Annotated in this window: 19 protein-coding genes and 1 pseudogene; 4 read left to right on the top strand and 16 right to left on the bottom strand. The window is 45.5% G+C overall.

Features of this window, described 5'->3' with window-relative positions:
* The first annotated feature begins 7 nt into the window (after positions 1 to 7).
* Positions 8 to 238, top strand: coding sequence for a hypothetical protein (locus tag MTBMA_RS05375; protein ID WP_013295920.1), 231 nt, complete (start codon positions 8 to 10; stop codon positions 236 to 238).
* 145 nt (positions 239 to 383) lie between these two features.
* Here the strand turns inward: MTBMA_RS05375 and MTBMA_RS05380 are convergent, their stop codons facing one another.
* From MTBMA_RS05380 to MTBMA_RS09350, 10 genes and pseudogenes are all read right to left on the bottom strand, one after another.
* Entirely contained in the window at positions 384 to 743 is a 360-nt protein-coding gene (locus MTBMA_RS05380; protein WP_013295921.1) for a hypothetical protein, read from the bottom strand.
* Between the two features lie 1,121 nt (positions 744 to 1,864).
* Positions 1,865 to 2,248, bottom strand: coding sequence for a hypothetical protein (locus MTBMA_RS05395; RefSeq protein ID WP_013295924.1), 384 nt, complete (start codon positions 2,246 to 2,248; stop codon positions 1,865 to 1,867).
* Between the two features lie 154 nt (positions 2,249 to 2,402).
* The gene (locus tag MTBMA_RS05400; RefSeq protein WP_013295925.1) at positions 2,403 to 2,642 is read right to left on the bottom strand and encodes a hypothetical protein; all 240 of its coding nucleotides are present in this window, start codon (positions 2,640 to 2,642) and stop codon (positions 2,403 to 2,405) included.
* Between the two features lie 16 nt (positions 2,643 to 2,658).
* Complete coding sequence (locus MTBMA_RS05405) at positions 2,659 to 3,057, bottom strand: hypothetical protein (protein ID WP_013295926.1); 399 nt, start codon at positions 3,055 to 3,057, stop codon at positions 2,659 to 2,661.
* Between the two features lie 478 nt (positions 3,058 to 3,535).
* Positions 3,536 to 4,168: a hypothetical protein gene (locus MTBMA_RS09245; protein ID WP_238523348.1), complete on the bottom strand. Its 633-nt coding sequence runs from the start codon at positions 4,166 to 4,168 to the stop codon at positions 3,536 to 3,538.
* Positions 4,169 to 4,343: 175 nt separating this feature from the next.
* On the bottom strand, positions 4,344 to 5,564 hold the full coding sequence (locus MTBMA_RS05420) for a tetratricopeptide repeat protein (protein ID WP_013295928.1): 1,221 nt from the start codon (positions 5,562 to 5,564) through the stop codon (positions 4,344 to 4,346).
* Positions 5,561 to 6,430, bottom strand: a complete 870-nt coding sequence (locus MTBMA_RS05425; protein WP_238523350.1) for a hypothetical protein — start codon at positions 6,428 to 6,430, stop codon at positions 5,561 to 5,563. Before MTBMA_RS05425 ends, MTBMA_RS05420 begins: the two co-directional genes overlap by 4 nt.
* 97 nt (positions 6,431 to 6,527) lie before the next feature.
* Positions 6,528 to 6,803 (bottom strand): hypothetical protein, encoded by a 276-nt coding sequence (locus MTBMA_RS05430; protein WP_010875714.1) that lies wholly within the window; start codon positions 6,801 to 6,803, stop codon positions 6,528 to 6,530.
* Entirely contained in the window at positions 6,784 to 7,167 is a 384-nt protein-coding gene (locus tag MTBMA_RS09345; protein WP_371415173.1) for a hypothetical protein, read from the bottom strand. Before MTBMA_RS09345 ends, MTBMA_RS05430 begins: the two co-directional genes overlap by 20 nt.
* A 1,380-nt stretch (positions 7,168 to 8,547) precedes the next feature.
* Positions 8,548 to 9,297: pseudogene (locus tag MTBMA_RS09350) on the bottom strand (pseudomurein-binding repeat-containing protein); the annotation flags it as partial.
* Positions 9,298 to 9,840: 543 nt separating this feature from the next.
* On the opposite strand from MTBMA_RS09350, the gene MTBMA_RS05440 reads away from it, so the two are divergent.
* Together MTBMA_RS05440 and MTBMA_RS05445 are read left to right on the top strand one after the other, a co-directional pair.
* On the top strand, positions 9,841 to 11,004 hold the full coding sequence (locus MTBMA_RS05440; RefSeq protein ID WP_013295932.1) for an Nre family DNA repair protein: 1,164 nt from the start codon (positions 9,841 to 9,843) through the stop codon (positions 11,002 to 11,004).
* 4 nt (positions 11,005 to 11,008) lie between these two features.
* The gene (locus tag MTBMA_RS05445) at positions 11,009 to 11,998 is read left to right on the top strand and encodes a DegT/DnrJ/EryC1/StrS family aminotransferase (RefSeq protein ID WP_013295933.1); all 990 of its coding nucleotides are present in this window, start codon (positions 11,009 to 11,011) and stop codon (positions 11,996 to 11,998) included.
* Positions 11,999 to 12,029: 31 nt separating this feature from the next.
* Here the strand turns inward: MTBMA_RS05445 and cgi121 are convergent, their stop codons facing one another.
* The 5 genes from cgi121 to MTBMA_RS05470 all read right to left on the bottom strand — a co-directional run bounded on the left by cgi121 (position 12,030) and on the right by MTBMA_RS05470 (position 17,065).
* Positions 12,030 to 12,500: a KEOPS complex subunit Cgi121 gene (gene cgi121, locus MTBMA_RS05450; protein WP_013295934.1), complete on the bottom strand. Its 471-nt coding sequence runs from the start codon at positions 12,498 to 12,500 to the stop codon at positions 12,030 to 12,032.
* Positions 12,501 to 13,997, bottom strand: coding sequence for a 2-isopropylmalate synthase (locus tag MTBMA_RS05455; RefSeq protein ID WP_013295935.1), 1,497 nt, complete (start codon positions 13,995 to 13,997; stop codon positions 12,501 to 12,503).
* 209 nt (positions 13,998 to 14,206) lie between these two features.
* Entirely contained in the window at positions 14,207 to 15,217 is a 1,011-nt protein-coding gene (locus MTBMA_RS05460; RefSeq protein ID WP_013295936.1) for a TIGR01177 family methyltransferase, read from the bottom strand.
* Positions 15,208 to 16,338 (bottom strand): geranylgeranyl reductase family protein, encoded by a 1,131-nt coding sequence (locus tag MTBMA_RS05465; protein ID WP_013295937.1) that lies wholly within the window; start codon positions 16,336 to 16,338, stop codon positions 15,208 to 15,210. The genes MTBMA_RS05460 and MTBMA_RS05465 overlap by 10 nt, the downstream gene beginning before the upstream one ends.
* The gene (locus MTBMA_RS05470; protein ID WP_013295938.1) at positions 16,331 to 17,065 is read right to left on the bottom strand and encodes a PH domain-containing protein; all 735 of its coding nucleotides are present in this window, start codon (positions 17,063 to 17,065) and stop codon (positions 16,331 to 16,333) included. The genes MTBMA_RS05465 and MTBMA_RS05470 overlap by 8 nt, the downstream gene beginning before the upstream one ends.
* Positions 17,066 to 17,200: 135 nt before the next feature.
* On the opposite strand from MTBMA_RS05470, the gene MTBMA_RS05475 reads away from it, so the two are divergent.
* On the top strand, positions 17,201 to 17,926 hold the full coding sequence (locus tag MTBMA_RS05475) for a UPF0280 family protein (RefSeq protein WP_013295939.1): 726 nt from the start codon (positions 17,201 to 17,203) through the stop codon (positions 17,924 to 17,926).
* Positions 17,927 to 18,076: 150 nt separating this feature from the next.
* Here the strand turns inward: MTBMA_RS05475 and MTBMA_RS05480 are convergent, their stop codons facing one another.
* Positions 18,077 to 19,309: a proteasome-activating nucleotidase gene (locus tag MTBMA_RS05480; protein ID WP_013295940.1), complete on the bottom strand. Its 1,233-nt coding sequence runs from the start codon at positions 19,307 to 19,309 to the stop codon at positions 18,077 to 18,079.
* Positions 19,310 to 19,345 lie beyond the last annotated feature (36 nt).

Consider the following 19,345-nt stretch of genomic DNA (forward strand, 5'->3'; position numbering starts at 1 on the left):
GCATTTAATGGCTGAGGACTTTGGAAGGTACTGGGTGGCCGGACTCATAATGGCCGTTGCCGGTGGTATGCTGAACACCCTCACCTACATCATAGGAACCTGGAGGCCGGAACAGTATCCCGAGTGGCTACTGGGAATACTCACAGGTGCCATAGGTATCACCATGTTCATCCTGGTACCCTGGATCTACGGGAGGCTAGTGGAGTTCATATACATGAGGTTCATAGCCAGGAGCTGAAGAAAAACCCTAGCTAAACACCCCTGAGTAAGGCCACCCCTCAAGAGATAGAAGAAACAGAGCTGAAGAAAAACCCTAGCTAAACACCCCTGAGTAAGGCCACCCCTCAAGAGATAGAAGAAACAGAGCTGAAGAAAAACCCTGGCTAGACACCCATCATTGAAGCTGCCTCGTTGAGGAGCTCATTGGCCTCATTTATCATGAGACCCGCATGGACAAAGTGGTCATCATCACCATCATCATAGAACCTCATGAACTCCCTCAGAGAATCCCTGTAAATCCCCGCCGCCCTGAGGATCGTGCTGTGCGCACCCTCCAGTCCAGGATCCGGGACTTCAACCCTTATATCATTGAATATTTCACTTAAGGAACGTTCGATATCCATAAATTCCTCTTTGAGTTCCTCAGGATTCTTCCCGCCCTTCAGAAGGAGAAGGTTACCCCTGAATCGGTTCACATTGTACCCTATCCTCTGGACATGCCTCTGCATACTTTCAGTGTACATAGGACCTCCCCATTTCAATCTAAGTGTCCTTCTGAAAAATAGATTTCCATTTATTCCCTATATTCAAGTGTACCATGTTCCTGCAGTAGTATCATACGGATGACGTGTATGAGAAGGAGGATATGTTGTGCCGTTCAATCTTATCCCCATCATTTATTTTTTTTGATCCATATGAGTGTTATGGCGATTATTGTGCCGAACCATACAGCTGCAGGCACTATAGGCTATAAGGCCTGATAAATCCATCTCATTTTTAGGTATGTGAGGAAGGCGAGTGTTCCTGCGAAAACCATCACTGGAATCATTATGTCTATGATTTCATCGTCTGGGTCGCTTAGAACCGCCATCTTATCTAGCAGCCTATTATGATATCTGTCTGTTCTTCTCTGATACTGCAGAAAACTTGTACATGTTCTATACAAGAATATAACGAAATAAAATACACCTGAAAAACCAACTCCATAACTCACATGTCAGTAATGGCCGTTATACCCGCCCACCCGTCCAATAGTATAGTCTGCGTCCTCTGCTCCGGGCGCGGGATTTTCATCTATAAAGAGTATCTTATGTAACTTTGTATTTGTCATAAAATGATTCTTGTTTACATAATGATTCTTGAGGAGTTTATTTTGTCATGCTTGAAAATAAAATATGTGGAGGCCGAGAAGAAAACTTTGATAGTCGCTTTTTTGGGAACCTGATATCCCCTTTTGGGTTTGTGTAGTGTGGTGTTTGATCCACTTTCAGGTTATCTGGGAATGGGGGATGAGATTGGAGGCTGCTATTTGGAGGCTAGAAATGCCCTGAGCCTCTTTATTTTGGTATTGGCTTGTTGGTTTGTTGTTGGGTTTAACGCTCCTCAATGATATAGCCGAGAAAGGAGAAGTACACCTACTAGGAGCATTATAACAAAAAGTGTTTCGATCACACCTTTTTCCTCGCCTCTGAACACCTTCTTCGACAGAAAATAGATTAGCAAAAACATATTTCCCAGTAAAAGACACGTTAACAATATAATAGGTAGTTCAGGCCTAGTAGGCAGTAAAGCCAACCTACTACCCGTAAACAGTAAAACCAACAAAATTGTAAAACACGATAACGACCCCAAAAAATAAAAAAGCTTAGATGTATGCTGCATCCTCCCACCTCAAACTACCATCAGGATTCTTCGGTATTTCAATATAGTGTATACAATGATCCTCACCAACATAACTTCTCAACTCATAACCATAAATCCAGGTACGATGAATCGAAATATACTTCCAATATTCTTGGGGAAGATAATGAGTCCGTATCCTTAAAATCAAATCACCTTCAGCCACTATCACACTTATAAAACCCAAAGGACCCATAACAGCAGTGACACCGGCAACAGTTGCAATATCTAATATACCATGGAAAACATCCTCTAGAATGCATGTTTGGTGTTCTATGATGAATTTTTTGATATCGTCTGTGATGTTTAGGAGGCCTGTGTAGGCTATTATTGTTGCATATGCTGCCATGTTGAGTCCTATAAATCCCTCCACAAGAGCATAATTGAGGATATCCTGGAATGTAAATCCACATAGACTTCAACATTATCATGAGTTGTGATATTTTTTATAGGTTTTTTCTAAGATTTTCCAGTTTTTTTGGGCGTGGGGGGCTGCTTTTCTTTTATGCAAGGCCAAAGAAGCCTATAATTACAAGCAAGCCTCCAAGTGCTCTGACAGTTTCATTTTCAGTTTTTCCCAACTCATCCTTGCCTAATAGGTAAATTAAGAGAAACATGTTCACTATGTAAATGGAATAGACAATTAATTTGCTGATAATATAGGGGAAACGGAGACTAACCACAACCAATGCAGCAGTAAAATAAGAAAGGAAATAACTAAAATAAAAAATGTACTTTACCATCATATCATCCTCCTAATCAGATATACACTGCTTCATCCCATCTTAAAGTACCATCTGGGTTCTTTGGGATTTCAATGTAGTGTATGCAATGGTCTTCGCCAACATAAATTTTAAGTTCATAACCATGCCGCCAAGTTCTATGGTAAGAAACATATTTCCAATATTCAGTTGGAAGATAATTCGTTCTTACATTCACAATTAAATCACCTTCTGCTAATAGTAGAGAAGCAATCGAAAAAATACCACTTGCCAAGGTGACACCTTCACTACTAAGCTCTTTTAAACTCCATATAAAAAGAATCCCATCTATAATGTCCCCTCCAATGCATGTTTGGTGTTCTATGATGAATTTTTTGATATCGTCTGTGATGTTTAGGAGGCCTGTGTAGGCTATTATTGTTGCATATGCTGCCATGTTGAGTCCTATGAGGCTGGCCCTACATAATCGAAAAAGAGGGTTTAGGATGGAAAGGTACATGGAGGTTACAAAGCCCAATATAAGCCTTCTTAGTACTATCATCTAAACCTTCAAGGTTTACAGTGCTGTTGCCATCCAGGAAAAGGACGAGCCTACTACAAAGGTTATGGCCATTAACCATCGTATTTCATCCTCTCTTTCCTTCAATTTGAATTGGAGCCAGAATAGAAGAGAAAAAATGAACAAGCCTAAAAGGTCTGCTATTGGAATCAAACCATTAAAATGTTTAATTCCAATGGAAAATAAAATAATATCGAGACAAAGAAGGGAATAAAGTATATCGAGCAAAGATTCATAATCCAAGAAAAGACACCTCCTATATCATCCACTTAGACTACCCCATTAGGGTTCGTTTGAGAATTTTAGCCCCATATAGTTGCCGCGGATCGTAAAATACGCCAAAAACTGAAAAAGCTTAGATGTATACTGCATCCTCCCACCTCAAACTACCATCAGGATTCTTCGGTATTTCAATATAGTGTATACAATGATCCTCACCAACATAACTTCTCAACTCATAACCATAAATCCAGGTACGATGAATCGAAATATACTTCCAATATTCTTGGGGAAGATAATGATCTCTAAATGTAAGTATGCCATCACCTATCCGCATACACCATCCAATTGGTTGAAATATTTCACCACCATACCTTACTAACACATATGCCAAAACCTGGATCAAACAGTGAGCAGTATCTTCTGAGATGTATGTTTGGTGTTCTATGATGAATTTTTTGATATCGTCTGTGATGTTTAGGAGGCCTGTGTAGGCTATTATTGTTGCATATGCTGCCATGTTGAGTCCTATAAATCCCTCCACAAGAGCATAATTGAGGATATCAACAAAAGCCATCGGACCTTCCAGGGCAATGTACATGGAGATTACAAGGCCAATATAAGCCTTCTTAATACTATCATCTAAACCTTCAAGGTTTACTGTGCCATTACCATCCAAGAGCGAATCTAACTTTTCAGAGAATATTATAGTCTGGCCAAGTTCCCGAGCCCATTCTGTCTGTTGGTGGTAGTAGCAGTATGCTCCCATGAAAGCATAGATCATGTCCCTTACTATCCCTGTTACATGGTCTATGATGAGGTATCTTCCCTGCCCGTCACTGATAAGCGTGTAATTCTCGCTTTCGAGGATGTTTAGTGACCCGCCGTTGAGGAGTGTTAGGCCTATTCCTGTTGTGTGGAGGTTTTGATCCTGGGATTTGGGTTTATGGTTGATTTTTTTGGATGGTGAGTTCTTTCAGGGCTTTTTTGGCTTTTTTGTATTCTGGGTCTATTTTCAGGGATTTTTCGTAGCATTTTAGTGCTTCTTTGTGTTTGCCGAGTTTTTGTAGTGTTTTTCCTTGCATGTACCATAGTGTTTTGTTTTGCGGGTTTAGTTTGAGGGCTTTCTTGTAGCATTTCAGGGATTCCTCTGGTTCTTTGAGGTCTTCTAGGATTATGCCTTTCCATTTCCATGCATCAGCGAATTCTGGGTTTATTTCAAGGGCTTTTTGAAAGCATTCCAGCGCATCCTCATATTTTCCAAGTTCTTCGAGGACTAGTCCTTTGTTGTTCCATGTTTTGTCGTCTTCTGGATCTATTTCCAGGGCTTTTTCATAGCATTCCAGTGCCTCCTCATATCTCCCAAGTTCACTGAGGACTACTCCTTTATTGTTCCATGCTTCTGCAAGTTTGGGGTTTATCTGTAATGCTTTTTCATAGCATTCTAGTGACTCATCATATCTCCCAAGTTCATTGAAAACTAGTCCTTTGTTGTTCCAAGCTTTATCATCTTGTGGATTTAATTGGAGAACTTTGTCATAACATTTTAATGCTTCTTCATATATCTTAAGGTTATGTAATGTTATTCCTTTAGTTCCCCAAGCTCTATAATTTTTTGGATTTAGCTCTATGGCTTTTTCGAAACATTTTAGTGCCTTTTTGTATTTTTTAAGGTAAATTAGAACGGAGCCTTTATTGTACCATGCATCTGCAAGTTTGGGGTTTATCTGTAATGCTTTTTCATAGCATTCTAGTGCCTCATCATATCTCCCAAGTTCTTTGAGGACTAGTGCTTTATTGTTCCATGCTCCTGCATACTTTGGATTTATTTTTAGTGCTTTTTCATAGCATTCTAGTGCCTCATCATATCTCCCAAGTTCTTTGAGGACTAGTCCTTTGTTGTTCCATGCTTCTGCAAGTTTTGGATTGTTTTTGAGGATTTTTTCATAGCATTCTAAGGCTTTCTCTGGTCTTTTGAGTTTTAGTAGTGTTATTGCATTGTAGTGGAGGATTTCTGGGTTGTTTGGTCTTGCTTTGAGGGCTTTCCTGAATTCTTTGAGGGCTTCTTTGTATTTTCCCTGTTTTAGGCTTGATCGGCCCCCAGCAAGGTGCCATCCAGCCTTTCCCTCGGCTATCCAATCCTTTATTTTCTTAAGGGGGTTCATCCTCCAGCCTCTCTCAACTTCTTTTCTAGGTAGTTTTTGAATCCTAGTATGCAGGCTTCTATTGCTTCACGATTCTCATAGGCCAATAGGCTTCCAATAGCCATCCCAGTGCCTATTATAGTGCCTCCATGTTTTATGGCGCCCACAACATCCCCATCCTTTAAAGCCTCCTTGAACAGATCCCATTCATCCATCATGAGTTTACCTAAATTATTTATAGCCCTTCCTATATCGTCGGGATCGCCACCAACACCACCACTGCTAATCACCCTTAGAGTATCTACGGCTTCTCTATACTCATTTATCGCTTGACTCCATTCGTCAGACTGTCTTGATAGTATTTCAAGATAGTTTTGTATTGGTTGTGTGTCTCCTGTTAGTAGTGTGTAGGCGATGAATGTTGGCAGACCAGCGGGTGAGAGTAACATCATGGCATCTTCGATGTATGGGAGCCACTCAGGATGTTCGATGAGGATATAAGCGACTATTGCAACAACTATTCCTATGCCAGCTGTCGCCGGCGCTGACAAGGCTCCTGCTTCGAGGATGGCGACTTCAGCTCCTCCTTCGAAGCCGACGACTTCAGCTCCTGAAACACCAGCAAATCCAATGAACTTCCACAAACCGGTCTCATTCAGTAGTTCTTTTGCGAGGTTGGCTGCCCATTCTGTCTGCAGGTGGCTGAAACAATATGCCCCCATAACATTCTTAAAGATATTGACATCCCTCACTATCCCTGTTGCAGTGTCGATGATCAGGTAGTCATTATCATAGTTTATTATGGTGTAGTTCCCAGCTTTTGTAATATTTAGTTTTTCTCCGTTCAGGAGCCTGTATGCTATGCTTGTGATCGCAGCACCTTCCATGATATCCCCTATATTGTCGAGGCTTCCATTGTATGGGAATAGGCGTTGCATTGAACTCTGAGGGGTTTGATGTCCCGACAATAATTAAATAGCCCTGTTATACCCCTGGAGATGCAATTAAACCCACTATAAGGAGCATTACCATCATCCATCTTATTTCATACTCTTTTTCCTTCAACTCGTAGTAGAGCCAGCATAAAAGGAGAAGAGTGAACAAGCCTAAAGGGGCTGCTATTAGGGACAAAACATCACAATGATACTTAAGCGCAAGAATACATAGGAACATAACTATGCAGATAAGAGGATAAGCCCTCTTATACCAAGATTCATAATCCAATAAGATCCCCTCCACTTTAGATATATACTGCTTCATCCCACCTCAAACTACCATCAGGATTCTTCGGTATTTCAATATAGTGTATACAATGATCCTCACCAACATAACATCTCAACTCATAACCATCGTACCAGGAACGATGATACGATATATACTTCCAATACTCTTTTGGAAGATAATAATCTCTAAAGCTCAATATTTTATCACCAAACCACATACAAAACCCAATTGACCCTAATATCGCCCCAGCACCTCCTTTTGACACGTATCCAAAAACAGTAAGTAAAATATCTATAATGTCTTTTGGAATGTATGTTTGATGTTCTATGATAAATTCTTTGATATCGTCTGTGATGTTTAGGAGGCCTGTGTAGGCTATTATTGTTGCATATGCTGCCATGTTGAGTCCTATAAGTCCCTGACCCACAAGAGCATAATTGAGGATATCAACGAAAGCCATTGGACCTTCCAGGGCAATGTACATGGAGATTACAAGGCCAATATAGGCCTTCTTGATACTATCATCTAAACCTTCAAGGTTTACTGTGCCATTACCATCCAAGAGCGAATCTAACTTTTCAGAGAATATTATGGCTTGGCCAAGTTCCCGGGCCCATTCTGTCTGTTGGTGGTAGTAGCAGTATGCTCCCATGAAAGCATAGATCATGTCCCTTACTATCCCTGTTACATGGTCTATGATGAGGTATCTTCCCTGCCCGTCACTGATAAGCGTGTAATTCTCGCTTTCGAGGATGTTTAGTGACCCGCCGTTGAGGAGTGTTAGGCCTATTCCTGTTGTGGGCGCGCTTGTGGGGTCTGATCCTGGGAAGAGGGCCTCCATCACATAGTATTCTATTGGATTTATAGCTGATGTTCTCGCATAATTGAATGCTTTAATGTTTTCAGGTGTGCCTTCTGCTTTCACGGCCATGTTGTGGTTGCATTCGAGGCTTATCCATGTTCCGAGGGCGTGGTCTCCTGCTGAGACCATCACTGGCATGGTCCTGGTCCATGTTACATTATAGCGCGTGGCTGCTTCTTCTGCGATGAGATCGTGGAGGTATATTACTTCAAGGCCTGTTAGGAATGTTCCGTAGGCTGCCTTTAATGGTCCGGGTTCGTATGTCCTGTTTAGCCACTTTTGTAATGTCTGGTTTGTTATCTTCCCTGTGGCGAGGGTGTAGGTTATGATGGCGTCGTAGTTGCTAGCCTCCCAGATGAGAGTGTCGTTTATTATGATATTGGGTCCTGTTTCTCCTGGTGGGTGTATGTATTGGCCGTTTGTGTAGAGTAGGAGGAGTGTTCTTGTTGATTTGTTCCCTGGGAATGTTATATTGGCTATTGTCACCTTTTCCTCGCCGGGATACTCCACACTGACCTGTAAAGGGTCTATGCACTTGTTATAGTTTGTGAGTATGAATGTCTTTTCTGCCTGGGTTAAATTGAAGTTGTTGAGATATTCATTCACTTGAGGTTCTGCTCCGAGTTTTGTGTAAATTTCTATGAGTCTGTTCAGGCCAGCTATGACTTGCCAGACTATTTCTCTTTGACTCTGGCTGTTAGCCTGGTAGAATGGGTTAGTGACCTCGGCTAGTTTGTATGCTATGCCATCCTCCACAAGGAATATTGTTTCATTGAATAGGCCCGAAGCTATAGCCCCTATACTAATCCATTTAACCGTGTCATTGAGCGGAATTTTAAATGTTAAATTTAGGGGCTTCCCAGAGGATGTTGCCGTGGAATTAACATGGACCGTTGCAAGCATAACCTCCAATGTCATAGTCTTCGTGTCTGTTATGCCATAGGCTTGGATTGTTAGGGTTGCTTTGTAGGTTCCTGGTTTGTAGGCGTGTACTGGATTCTTCTGGGTGCTTGTGCTTTGGTCTCCGAAGTCCCATTTGTAGTATTGTATTGTCCCTGTACTTTTATCCTGGAACTGGACATTATAGCCTTGTATTGTGTAGGTGTAGTCTGCCCTTGGCCTTGTCAGGGTTCCGGCCTTACCTGTAACATATTTTACTGTTACATGGTTTGGTAGTCTTCCTGTGCTGTTGTAGAAGTTTATTATCCTTGCATTGGCATATATTAGGCTTTCTGGGCGGATTTGTCCGATGGCTGTGCTGGCATAATTCGGCGACCTCCCATAGGATTCCATGAAAGCCTTAACATTCTTTGCCACCTGCAGGTATCCTGCTTTTTGGAGTGTTCCTGTTCCTGTTCCACTTGGACTGGGCGGGGAGGCCATACTATTGAATGACAAGCCAACTCTCCTAGCCTGATCGAGGTTTATGATGGTTGTGGATGAGGCGTAGAGGTAGTCGTCTGCCGACACATTCTTACCGTTAATCACAACCTGTGATGGTATTTTTTCATGTTGTGCGGTGTAATTTCCGATCAGCTTTGAAGCGTCACAAATCTCATTATAGGATAAACTCACAGCTGAAGAACTGCCCAGAAAACAGAAAAAGGACAGGATCGCCAGAAAAAACAACAACCTCCTCACAGCCACCACCATAATATGATAACACATTATAGTATAAAAAGATTACTATCTCTTTTAGGGGCGAAAAATATAAAAGGTGGGATTTAAGACAAGAGCATGAATCCCATCATTACAAGCTTAAACAGGAAAAATAGGCACTTACCATCCCCCCCAGATGGGCAAAGAGAAACCTCATTTCTTTACATAATGATTCTTCTAAGGGAATACAGAATTTTTCCTGCTCCCCCATTCTTAGGTGTTCCTACAATATGCAATGGAGAAGTATGAAGTAGGAAGGAAAACACAGGGTAAAAAGATATTATTGGTGAAACCGTGAAAAACACCTATACAAAAATATACTATAAACGATATTGTACATGAGATCAGAAGAAAAAACAAAAACAGGGAAATACTCATTATCTTTAACGAAGTACAGCAGATGTCAAAAAGCACAATGCGAATTTTCTTGATATAAAGAATAAGTTTCAGTGAGGTGTCATAAAAACAATAAACCCAGTCCCTCCAATGGGATATGATGACGGGTCAGGTGTACCATAAAAACAATAAATATCCAGAAACAGAGCTTTAACAATGATACGGTCAAAGTACGCCTTCCTCAAGAGGCTCACCAGGGACCTCAAAATGAGGTCCGTGGAGGTGGGAGAGGAGTTTGAGGGGGCCACACCCCCATCGGTATTCATAGGGAGCTGGAACTACCCCAGGGTCTACGCTGGACCCATGATAGCACCCATCCAGGGTGAGGTCGAGATATTTGACTCCCCTGAGAGATGGATACCCGAGAGTAAAACACAGGAGGAAATCATAGACTACCGCCTCAACCTCATAAGGGGCAAGCAGCTAGTGGGAGTCAGGGACCTTGATAACCATCTCGTGGAGAAGCTCCAGGAAATATCCCTCTCATCAGGGGCCATTGAAAGCGAGGCCCAGTTCAGGAGAAAACCAAGAGGCCTGTTTTTCAGTGAGGAGCAGACACCCCACGGCCCCAGCGCAGTCCTTGAAAACTTTGAGATAGAGAACGTCAAATGGGACCGTGAACTTGAAAGGGCCCACTACGACACCGACCTCAGGGCAGATGAGGCAATAGTGGAACTCCACAGAAAGGGAACCCCATTCTCTGCCATCCAGAAGGCCCTCTCGGTGGGTGCACTTGGTGATGCCAGGAAAAGGAGGCTTGTCCCCACAAGGTGGTCAATAACAGCCTGCGACAGCACCCTGGCGGACCACTTCCACAGGAGGGTTCTTGAATATGATATCCTGGACATCTACAGGGTCCATGAATTTGAAAGCCTCAAAAACAGATACCTCATACTCCTCACACCCTCAGAGTGGCAGTATGAATGGATGGAGGCCTTTATAAAGCGTGACGGGCGTGCAATGATATTCTCAGACCATGAAACACTGAAGGGTAAGAGGGAGTACTCAAGGGTTGGTGGCTGCTACTACAGCGCCAGGATGGCTGTCCTTGAGGCCCTTGACAGGGAAGAGAAACAGGCAGGTGCAATCATACTCAGGGAGGCCTACCCGGGCTATGTGCCCCTGGGTGTCTTCAACGTCAGGGAGAACGTTAAAAACGCCATGAATGTAAGGCCACATGAGTTCAACGGCCTTAAAGAGGCCCTTGAATTCATGGACAGCAAACTTAAACTTGGACTTGATGCATTCAGAAGGAGGAGTAACCTGCTGCGGGACATCAGTTCTTCAAGGCAGACAACCCTGGACTCCTTCTTCAGGTGATATCATGAATTCAGAAACCCCAGCAGAGATGATGGAGGATCTTGAACCCCTTAGACTCAGATTCAGAGAACCATCACCTGAAACAAAAAGAGCCATCTGCAAAGCCGCACTCTACAGGGAAATACCAGACCCTGAAAAGAAAATCAGGAGGATCACAGGACACAGATACGCAAGACTCCTCAGCAGCGGGAATGCCGCAATCCTCCTCACTGTATCCCGGCTCGATGGTCCCATCCTCGTGCCTGACCAGGGCGGATGGCGGGGCTTTAAGAGGATACCTGAGATCCTTGGCAGGGAGGTTTTCACGGTCAAGACAGAGATGGGAATCATTGACCCTGAAGTCCTGGAATCACGTCTTGAAGATACAGGGGCCAGGGCAGTTTTTGTCACAAGCTTCGCCGGTTATACAGCGGAGCAACCCATCGCAGAACTCTCAGATATCTGCAGATCCCATGATGCAATCCTGGTTGAGGACGCATCCGGGAGCGTCTCTGACCCCCTTGAAAGGTTATGCAATGGTAAAAAAAGTCACATTATAATTGCATCCACTGGCTCTCCAAAAACCGTTAACGCGGGTGGTGGCGGGTTCATCTCAACCTCCATTCCAGAGTTTGTGCAGCAGGACATGCTACTATCCGCCCTCAAGGCGGATCCATATGTGAGGGCTGCCGTTGCCGCCGAACTTGATGTCGCCAGGAGGAACCTCACAGAGACCCTCAGGGCATGCAGTTACCTCAAAGAAAAACTTGAGGGGGCATTCCACCCTGAAAAAAGAGGTATAAATGTTATAATCCCATCCAGCACCCCCAGGGAGGATGTTAAAACTCTGAGAAAACTTATAACAGCAGATGGCAGGAGCATATTCACAGCATGCCCCTCACCTGACAGGATACTTGAGAGTGCAGTTGCAGTGGAGGTTAAGAACCTGGATGTGGGATGCCTCACCCATGAGAACCTTGAGAGGATGGCGGAGATCATCTCCTCTGTTATATGAAGGTGGAGTATCCTCAAATCCCCATCATAAACTATAAAACCTGGAGCATCGTCGTCCTCTCTATGAGTGCATTCTCAACTCCAACTGTTTTTACCTCCTCCCCAAGACCATAGAGGCTTCTGAGATAATCCTCATCTGGTTCAAGGACCCTGTCATCCCTCTGGAACCGGGAATCAAGGAATTCCTGGACATCAGTCTCGCAGTCCACAAGGATCGCGCAGATCTCCATTTCACCCTTCCTGACACCTAAAAGTTCAAGGGCCCGGCTTATCTGCCTGATACCTGCAATACGTAGGCATATCTCAATTCCAGGGTCGCTGGAAATATTCTGACCCCTCTCAAAGGCCCTGAGGGCGTGGAGTGCACCATGGAGTGCATGGTCACTCCCTGCAACGGCCCTGGCATCAACAAGCTGGAGTGTGCATGGGAACCCTCTTATCTCATTCAGGAGTTCATCCAGGTCTTCAATGGTTCCACGGTATCCCCTGATATCTATATTCACCTAACCACCCTTCTGATTCTGAGCTGCCTCATTTGCCAGCAGCCTGTTAACACCGCTGAGGAAGGCCTCCACACTGGCCATGATGATGTCAGGCTGGGTGCTCCTGGCACTTATTATCCTGTCACCGTGCCTCAGCTTTATAACAACATCGATGAGGGCATCTGTACCCCCTGTTATGGCGTCCACATGGTACTCCTCAAGGGTGATATCTGCAAAGTCCTCAAGGCTCTTCTTTATGGCAACTATGGCAGCATCCACCGGACCAACCCCTATACCTGCCTCAAGGACCTCATTACCATCCACCCTAAGTTTGACCGATGCTGTGGGTGTCACCCGGTTACCTGAGACTATGGTGACCTCCTCAAGGTCCACAACCTTGTCCTCCATGACCCCGAGAACATCCTCTGCTATGGCCTGGAGGTCCACGTCGGTGACACATTTACCCATATCCCCCAGTGCCTTGACCCTCCTGAATATCTTCATCAGCTTATCCTCATCGACCTTCATTCCAAGCTCATCAAGCCTCTGTCTGAGGGCATGGGTCCCTATGTGTTTGCCCATGACGAACCTTCTCCTGTGGCCAACCATCTCAGGTGTTATTGGTTCATAGGTTTCCGCCTTCTTGAGGACTCCATCTGCATGTATCCCCGATTCATGGGCGAATGCGTTTTCACCGACTATTGCCTTGTTTGGCTGCAGGTATACCCCGGTCATCCTTGCGACCATTCTGGAGGTCTCATAGAGCATCTCGATGTTGATGTTTGTATCAACATCATAGAGTGATTTGAGTGCAACCACAACCTCCTCAAGGGCTGCGTTACCTGCACGTTCACCTATGCCATTGATGGTTGCGTGGACCTCGGATGCTCCTGCCCTTAAACCGGCGAGGGAGTTTGCAACTGCCAGTCCAAAGTCGTTGTGGCAGTGGACACTCAGCGGGACCCCAAGTTCTGAGAGTTCACCGTAGAATTCATAGGAGCGTTCAGGTGTGAGCATCCCCACGGTGTCACAGGCGCATATCCTCTCTGCCCCTGCAGCTATACCCTCAGTGAATACCCTCCTGAGGAATTCCATGTCGCTACGTGTTGAGTCCTCTGCTGAGAGTTCAACCAGGAGGCCATGGTCAACTGCGTACTCTGTGCAGTCCACCGCCTGTTCAAGGACCTCCTCCCTTGTTTTTCTTAGCTTGTGTTCAAGGTGCAGGTCAGAGGTGGGCACAACCAGGTGCACACTGTCAACTTCACATGAGAGCGCGGCGTCTATGTCATCCCTGACAGCCCTTGAAAAGCTGCAGATCTCAGCGTTCAGACCCTCTGATGTGATTCTCCTGATACCTTCTCTTTCACCCTCTGATGTGATTGCTGAGCCGGCCTCGATGATGTCAGCCCCCAGATCATCGATTTTTAGTGCTATTCTGAGTTTCTCCTCCGGGGTAAGGGAAACCCCTGGTGTCTGTTCTCCATCCCTCAGTGTGGTGTCAAGTACTCTAACCTGCAAATTAATCCCTCTTTCAGGTGCTCAGAAAATAGTTATTTTAGATTTTAGTTCCGACACTTATATATGGTTAAGTGTTCAGTTCTGTGCAAAGGATGACTATGGTTAAGTGTTCAGTTCTGTGCAAAGGATGACTATGGTTAAGCGTTCAGTCCTCTGCGGTGGAGGGCGCCAACCCGCACCTGTTCACTTCATAAAATGTGTTGATACCGTTACACGGTTTCAATAACCCTTATAATCCTTGTGAGGCTCCTGTGCATCCTCATGGAGTATTTTTCTCTTACTGTGAACCTATCATCGATGAGTCCCTCAAGGTCAATGTAGTGGGGTGCTGCCATGCATATCACACCATCCTCTTTAAGATTTGAGTATGCTGAGTTCAGGAACTCCCTGTAGAGTTTCTCGCTCCTCTCACCTGCAGTTGATGCTGATATTCCATATGGGGGGTCTGTCACTATTGCATCCACCCCTCCCTCAAGCCTCAGATCCCTGGCATCGGATCTTATAACCTCAAAATCAGTTATACCATAGTGCTGAAGGTTTTTCCGTGTGCCCTCAACCATCCTCCAGTCTATATCCGCACCCATCACCCTCACATCCATGAGGCCTGCCTCTATGAGTATCCCCCCTGTACCGCAGAATGGGTCTAGGAGTCTGTCACCGGACCTCACACCTGCGAGGTTCACCATACACCTTGCAAGTTTCGGACTCATCGAGCCCGGATAGAAGAATGGTCTTCTGTGTGGTCTGGCCTTGTTGAAGTGATCCTTACTTATCTCTGCAAGGCGCAGTGTGAGGATGAATCTGTCGTCAATGAGTACCGGCCTTACAAGGGTCCAGGGATTCTCAAGATCAACCCTTGCTCCTGTCTTATTTTTTATGATGGCCCCAAGACCTCTCTCAAGTTCCCTGGCGTCAACCTCACCCCTGAGCTTCTTTATCCTTACCGCAAAACTGCCCTTAATATGACTCTTCCAGTCTATTTTCTCTGCTGTCCCTTCAATCCCACCGGTGGTGGAGTATCCCATGACCCTGCAGATTTCATGGGCGTATGCAAGCCTCCCCTTAAGGATTTTCCATGTTGATGATGGAGCATCCAGAATCACATATCCCCTTCCATCCTCAATTAAACTGAATTCTATACCCTCTGACCTCAGAACAGATTTGAGTTCAGCAGAGGGGAGTTCAGGGTGTTCCTGTGAGAGTATGACCATTATTTCCATATGCTGGCCACCTTCCTTGAGATGATGGATGGTATTATCCTGAAGAGGAGGCCACTCTTAAGGAATTCCATTATGAGCGGTGTCTGTATGTCCATGTCCCCGTACCTCGATATTATCTCCTCAGCACCGTACTCCTTCATCTTGAGGAAGATATGGTCGAGGTCCTCATCGGATAGTATCCTGAAGGTCCTCTGCACCCTCATCTGGTTTTTCATCTCAGCCATGTAGAGCTTCCTGCAGACTTCCTGGTAGTTCTCAAGTAGCCCCATGTCATCCTCGAGGGCCATCTGGATGACCTCCGCCGCCACGTGGGCAGCCCTGGATGCAAGAACTATGCCTCCGCCGGTTGTGGGTTTAACCTGTCCTGCGGCATCACCTATCCTGATGCATCTTCCCCCTACAAGTTCCATATCAGGGTCTGGTTCCGGTATGAATCCATGGTGGCTCTCCATGATCCTGAAATCTGTGCTGAGATCTGAAATGAATCCCTTAATAAGATCCTTGAGATTTTTATGGTGTCCGAATGCACCCACACGGGCTGTTTTCTCATCAAGGGGTATTCTCCAGAGGAAACCTGGTGAGAGGCGTGAGTCGACCCTGAGGTCAACAAAGTCTGTGTCCATTTCCTGGTCCCTGAACCTCACAAGGAACTGCCTTGCCGGGTACTTGTCGCGGATAGCGACCTGACCCCTTGCATCCACAAGCACACTGGCCCTAAGAGTTCTTCCATTTACCTCAACCTCGCCTGTGGCCTCACTGAAGTCCCTAACGGCTGTTCCTGTTCTCAGCTCAGCACCTGCTTCGCATGCAAGGTCTGCAAGGTACTGGTCATAGGCTGTCCTGTCAATCACATGTGCCTCGGGCCTCTTCCTGGAAACCCTGAGTTTTATGCCTGATGGTGAATGCAGCACCGCACCCCTTACACTGTTCAGTATTAAGTTGTCCGGGAGTACATTTGCCTCGGTTATCCTATGGGATATGAGTCCTGCACACTGGAGGGGAACACCCAGTATTTTTTTCCTGTCAAGGACGCCCACCCTGAATCCCATGCTGGCAGTGAGCCTTGCAATCGTTGAACCCGCCGGCCCGGCTCCCATGATGATGACATCGTATTCAGTCATTCTCACCCTCCTCTCTGGACCTCCTGAATTTCCGTGAATGCCTCTCCATTACAGACTCTTCACTGCCTCCCATTTCATGGGGGGATTCTTCAGGAGTGTTTTCATCAAATTCATCTGTATCCTCCCAGAACTTGGGGTCTGCGAATCCCCGCCCTTTCTGTCTTTCTGATGATAGTTCCCTGAGTATCTCCTCTGCCTCATCAACTGATCGGTGTTCTGTGAAGCGGTTAATGTGGTACTCGATCCTGGCCGGGAATGGGGCATCCTCAAGGATTATGTGGGTATCCTCATGGCCGCCGCGGATCTCTATATCCGCAGAGTCCAGGAGCCTCTCCATGATACCCTGTGAGAAGGATATGTCCACTATCTTGCTGTGGTTCATGTAGAACCTCCTCTTCCTTAAAACTCCACTCTCAACTATAACCCTGTGGTCGGTGATTATGTAGCGCCTGCTCCTCCATGAGATCACATCCCAGAGCACACTGAGCACCAGCAGGATAAAAGCAGCAGTTAAAATCCAGACAACCTTATCTGCAACCGTGAACCCGTACCTCATAATGAGAAGGTTATCAAGGTCCCCTGCAAATTTAACCGCCGCCGGGAAGATGTATATGATGAGTGCAAGGAACAGGATTTTTATGATGGATGACTTTGAGTTGAGGATGAACCTTGGCCGTGTTTCATATAGAACCCTTTCACCTGGATATAACCTCTCCCTGCCAAACATGTTATCACAGTGAACTTACATAGATTAAAAGGAGTTAACTTCACTGTACATAATTGTTTGCATGTGTTTTTATATCTAATGGTTGGTTCAGAAAAGAACTTCAGGAATTGAGCATAGAAGAGGGGCACTGATTAAATGACAGCGGAGAATATAAACATCGGGGAAACCCATATAAGGCTCAGAACCGATATCGAGGACCATGGAGTTGCTGGTTTCATTTTGGGGGAGAGAATGAAACTCATAGGTCATATACAGAGAAATCACGAGTTTTTAACATCCCTTGAACCCATCCATGTGAGTGAGGGGCCCCTTATAGTGAGAATGATGTCCCGTGCATCAGGGAAGGCTGATGTGGGACCAATGGCTGCTGTGGCGGGAACAATAGCCCAGCTATCCCTCATGCACCTCATGGGCCTAGGCTCCAGGTGCAGTATAGTGGACAATGGCGGGGACATCGCCCTCGTGAACAACCGTAAGGTTACCGTGGGACTTTATGCCGGTTCATCATCACTTTCAGGGACCGTGGGTTTTCTCCTGAAGCCAGGTTCCCCCAGGGGTATATGCACGTCCTCTGGTACAGTGGGTCACTCCATAAGCTTTGGCAGGGCCGACTCTGTGACGGTATTCGCATCTGAGGCCAGCACCGCAGATGCCCTTGCAACCTCAATAGCCAACAGTGCGGATGGCCCCGATGATAGATCCGCGGTTGAGAGCGCGCTTGAGAGGGCTGATGACTTTCGTGAGCACTTCAGAGGGGTTATGATTGTGGTGGGTGAGCATGCAGGCACGGTGGGGAAGATACCGAAACTCGTAATGACCGATAGAAAAGCCGTGCTTTCAGACCTCTGGGAGGAAGTCTAACTGAAGATCCTAAAACTAAGCCTTACTCTGGAAGAAATCCAGTTGATAATCAATTAATCTCAGAAAAAAATAATAGGATTACAGCCTCAGATCGCCCATCATTCATCACCTATTCAGAGCTCATAGGGTTCATCACAGGCTGCGGTGTGTTTAGCCGAACATCACGCCGGTTTCCTGCTTGTATTCCTCTTCCTTCTCAACACCCATTATCTTATCAACGGCGTCCATGAAGTCATTCATTGTGACCTCATCACGTTCCTCCCTTATGGCGAACATACCTGCCTCTGTACATATCGCCTTGAGGTCCGCGCCGGATGCACCGTCTGTGATCCTTGCAAGGAGTTCAATGTCAACTTCCTCTGCAAGGGCCATTCCAGATGTGTGTATCTTGAGGATCTCCCTCCTGCCGTCCTCATTTGGCAGTGGAACCTCAATGAACCTGTCAAATCTTCCAGGGCGGAGAAGTGCAGGATCCAGGATGTCAGGCCTGTTGGTTGCAGCGACTATACCAACATTACCCCTGGATTCAAAGCCATCAAGCTCTGCAAGGAGCTGCATCAGTGTCCTCTGAACCTCCCTGTCCCCGCTTGTTGAACTCTTAAGTCTCTTGGCTGCCACAGCGTCAATTTCATCTATGAATATTATGCTGGGGGCCTTCTCCTTGGCCAGCTCAAAGACTCCCCTCACCAGCCTTGCACCTTCACCTATGTACTTTCTGACGAACTCTGATGCAACTATCTTTATGAAGGTGGCGTTGGTTTCATGTGCAACGGCCTTTGCAAGGAGTGTTTTACCTGTACCCGGGGGTCCGTAGAGCAGTACACCCTTTGGTGGTTCTATACCTATCTTCTCAAATAGTTCAGGTTTTTTAAGTGGTAATTCCACTGTCTCCTTGACCTCACGTACCTGTTCCTCGAGGCCACCTATCTGCTCATAGGAGACGTCCGGTTTTTCTTCAACTTCCATACCCGTTACCACGGGGTCCTTCTCTGATGGAAGCACATCCACTATGCTGAATGTCTGCTGGTTGAGTGCAACCCTGGCACCTGGCTCCAGCTGCTTCTTATCAATGAATCTTGAATAGTTTATTACGAAGTGAGGGCCTGTGCTGCTCTTAACTGCGACCCTGTGATCATCAAGAACCTCTGTGATGGTGGCTATGACCAGTGGCGGGGTTCTGAATCTTTCAATCTCACCACGGAGAGATTTAACCTCCCTGTCAAGCCTTGTCTTCTCATTTTCAATTAAAAGTTTATCCTTCTCAAGCTTTCTGATCTTCCACATCAGATTCCTTTTTGTCTTTGAATTCTCCTCTTTAAGCATTCTAATTTCTTTTTTGAGGTCCTCAATCTTTTTTAATACATTCTGGGAGTTATTTTCCATGATTTTAGAACACTCCTATTTAAATTTTGTTGTATA

It is taken from the genome of Methanothermobacter marburgensis str. Marburg (genome assembly GCF_000145295.1).
GTDB lineage: Archaea > Methanobacteriota > Methanobacteria > Methanobacteriales > Methanothermobacteraceae > Methanothermobacter > Methanothermobacter marburgensis.

What these genes read in the sequence shown, in the direction of transcription:
- MTBMA_RS05445 (WP_013295933.1), top strand. Translation starts at nt 11,009, where the DNA reads ATGAATTCAGAAACCCCAGCAGAGATGATGGAGGATCTTGAACCCCTT.
- MTBMA_RS09345 (WP_371415173.1), bottom strand. Translation starts at nt 7,167, where the DNA reads ATGGCAGCATATGCAACAATAATAGCCTACACAGGCCTCCTAAACATC.
- MTBMA_RS05480 (WP_013295940.1), bottom strand. Translation starts at nt 19,309, where the DNA reads ATGGAAAATAACTCCCAGAATGTATTAAAAAAGATTGAGGACCTCAAA.
- MTBMA_RS05380 (WP_013295921.1), bottom strand. Translation starts at nt 743, where the DNA reads ATGTACACTGAAAGTATGCAGAGGCATGTCCAGAGGATAGGGTACAAT.
- MTBMA_RS05475 (WP_013295939.1), top strand. Translation starts at nt 17,201, where the DNA reads ATGACAGCGGAGAATATAAACATCGGGGAAACCCATATAAGGCTCAGA.
- MTBMA_RS05425 (WP_238523350.1), bottom strand. Translation starts at nt 6,430, where the DNA reads ATGGAAGGTGCTGCGATCACAAGCATAGCATACAGGCTCCTGAACGGA.
- MTBMA_RS05440 (WP_013295932.1), top strand. Translation starts at nt 9,841, where the DNA reads ATGATACGGTCAAAGTACGCCTTCCTCAAGAGGCTCACCAGGGACCTC.
- MTBMA_RS05400 (WP_013295925.1), bottom strand. Translation starts at nt 2,642, where the DNA reads ATGGTAAAGTACATTTTTTATTTTAGTTATTTCCTTTCTTATTTTACT.
- MTBMA_RS05460 (WP_013295936.1), bottom strand. Translation starts at nt 15,217, where the DNA reads ATGGAAATAATGGTCATACTCTCACAGGAACACCCTGAACTCCCCTCT.
- MTBMA_RS05420 (WP_013295928.1), bottom strand. Translation starts at nt 5,564, where the DNA reads ATGAACCCCCTTAAGAAAATAAAGGATTGGATAGCCGAGGGAAAGGCT.
- MTBMA_RS05405 (WP_013295926.1), bottom strand. Translation starts at nt 3,057, where the DNA reads ATGGCAGCATATGCAACAATAATAGCCTACACAGGCCTCCTAAACATC.
- MTBMA_RS09245 (WP_238523348.1), bottom strand. Translation starts at nt 4,168, where the DNA reads ATGGGAGCATACTGCTACTACCACCAACAGACAGAATGGGCTCGGGAA.
- MTBMA_RS05470 (WP_013295938.1), bottom strand. Translation starts at nt 17,065, where the DNA reads ATGTTTGGCAGGGAGAGGTTATATCCAGGTGAAAGGGTTCTATATGAA.
- MTBMA_RS05465 (WP_013295937.1), bottom strand. Translation starts at nt 16,338, where the DNA reads ATGACTGAATACGATGTCATCATCATGGGAGCCGGGCCGGCGGGTTCA.
- MTBMA_RS05430 (WP_010875714.1), bottom strand. Translation starts at nt 6,803, where the DNA reads ATGAAGCAGTATATATCTAAAGTGGAGGGGATCTTATTGGATTATGAA.
- MTBMA_RS05375 (WP_013295920.1), top strand. Translation starts at nt 8, where the DNA reads ATGGCTGAGGACTTTGGAAGGTACTGGGTGGCCGGACTCATAATGGCC.
- MTBMA_RS05395 (WP_013295924.1), bottom strand. Translation starts at nt 2,248, where the DNA reads ATGGCAGCATATGCAACAATAATAGCCTACACAGGCCTCCTAAACATC.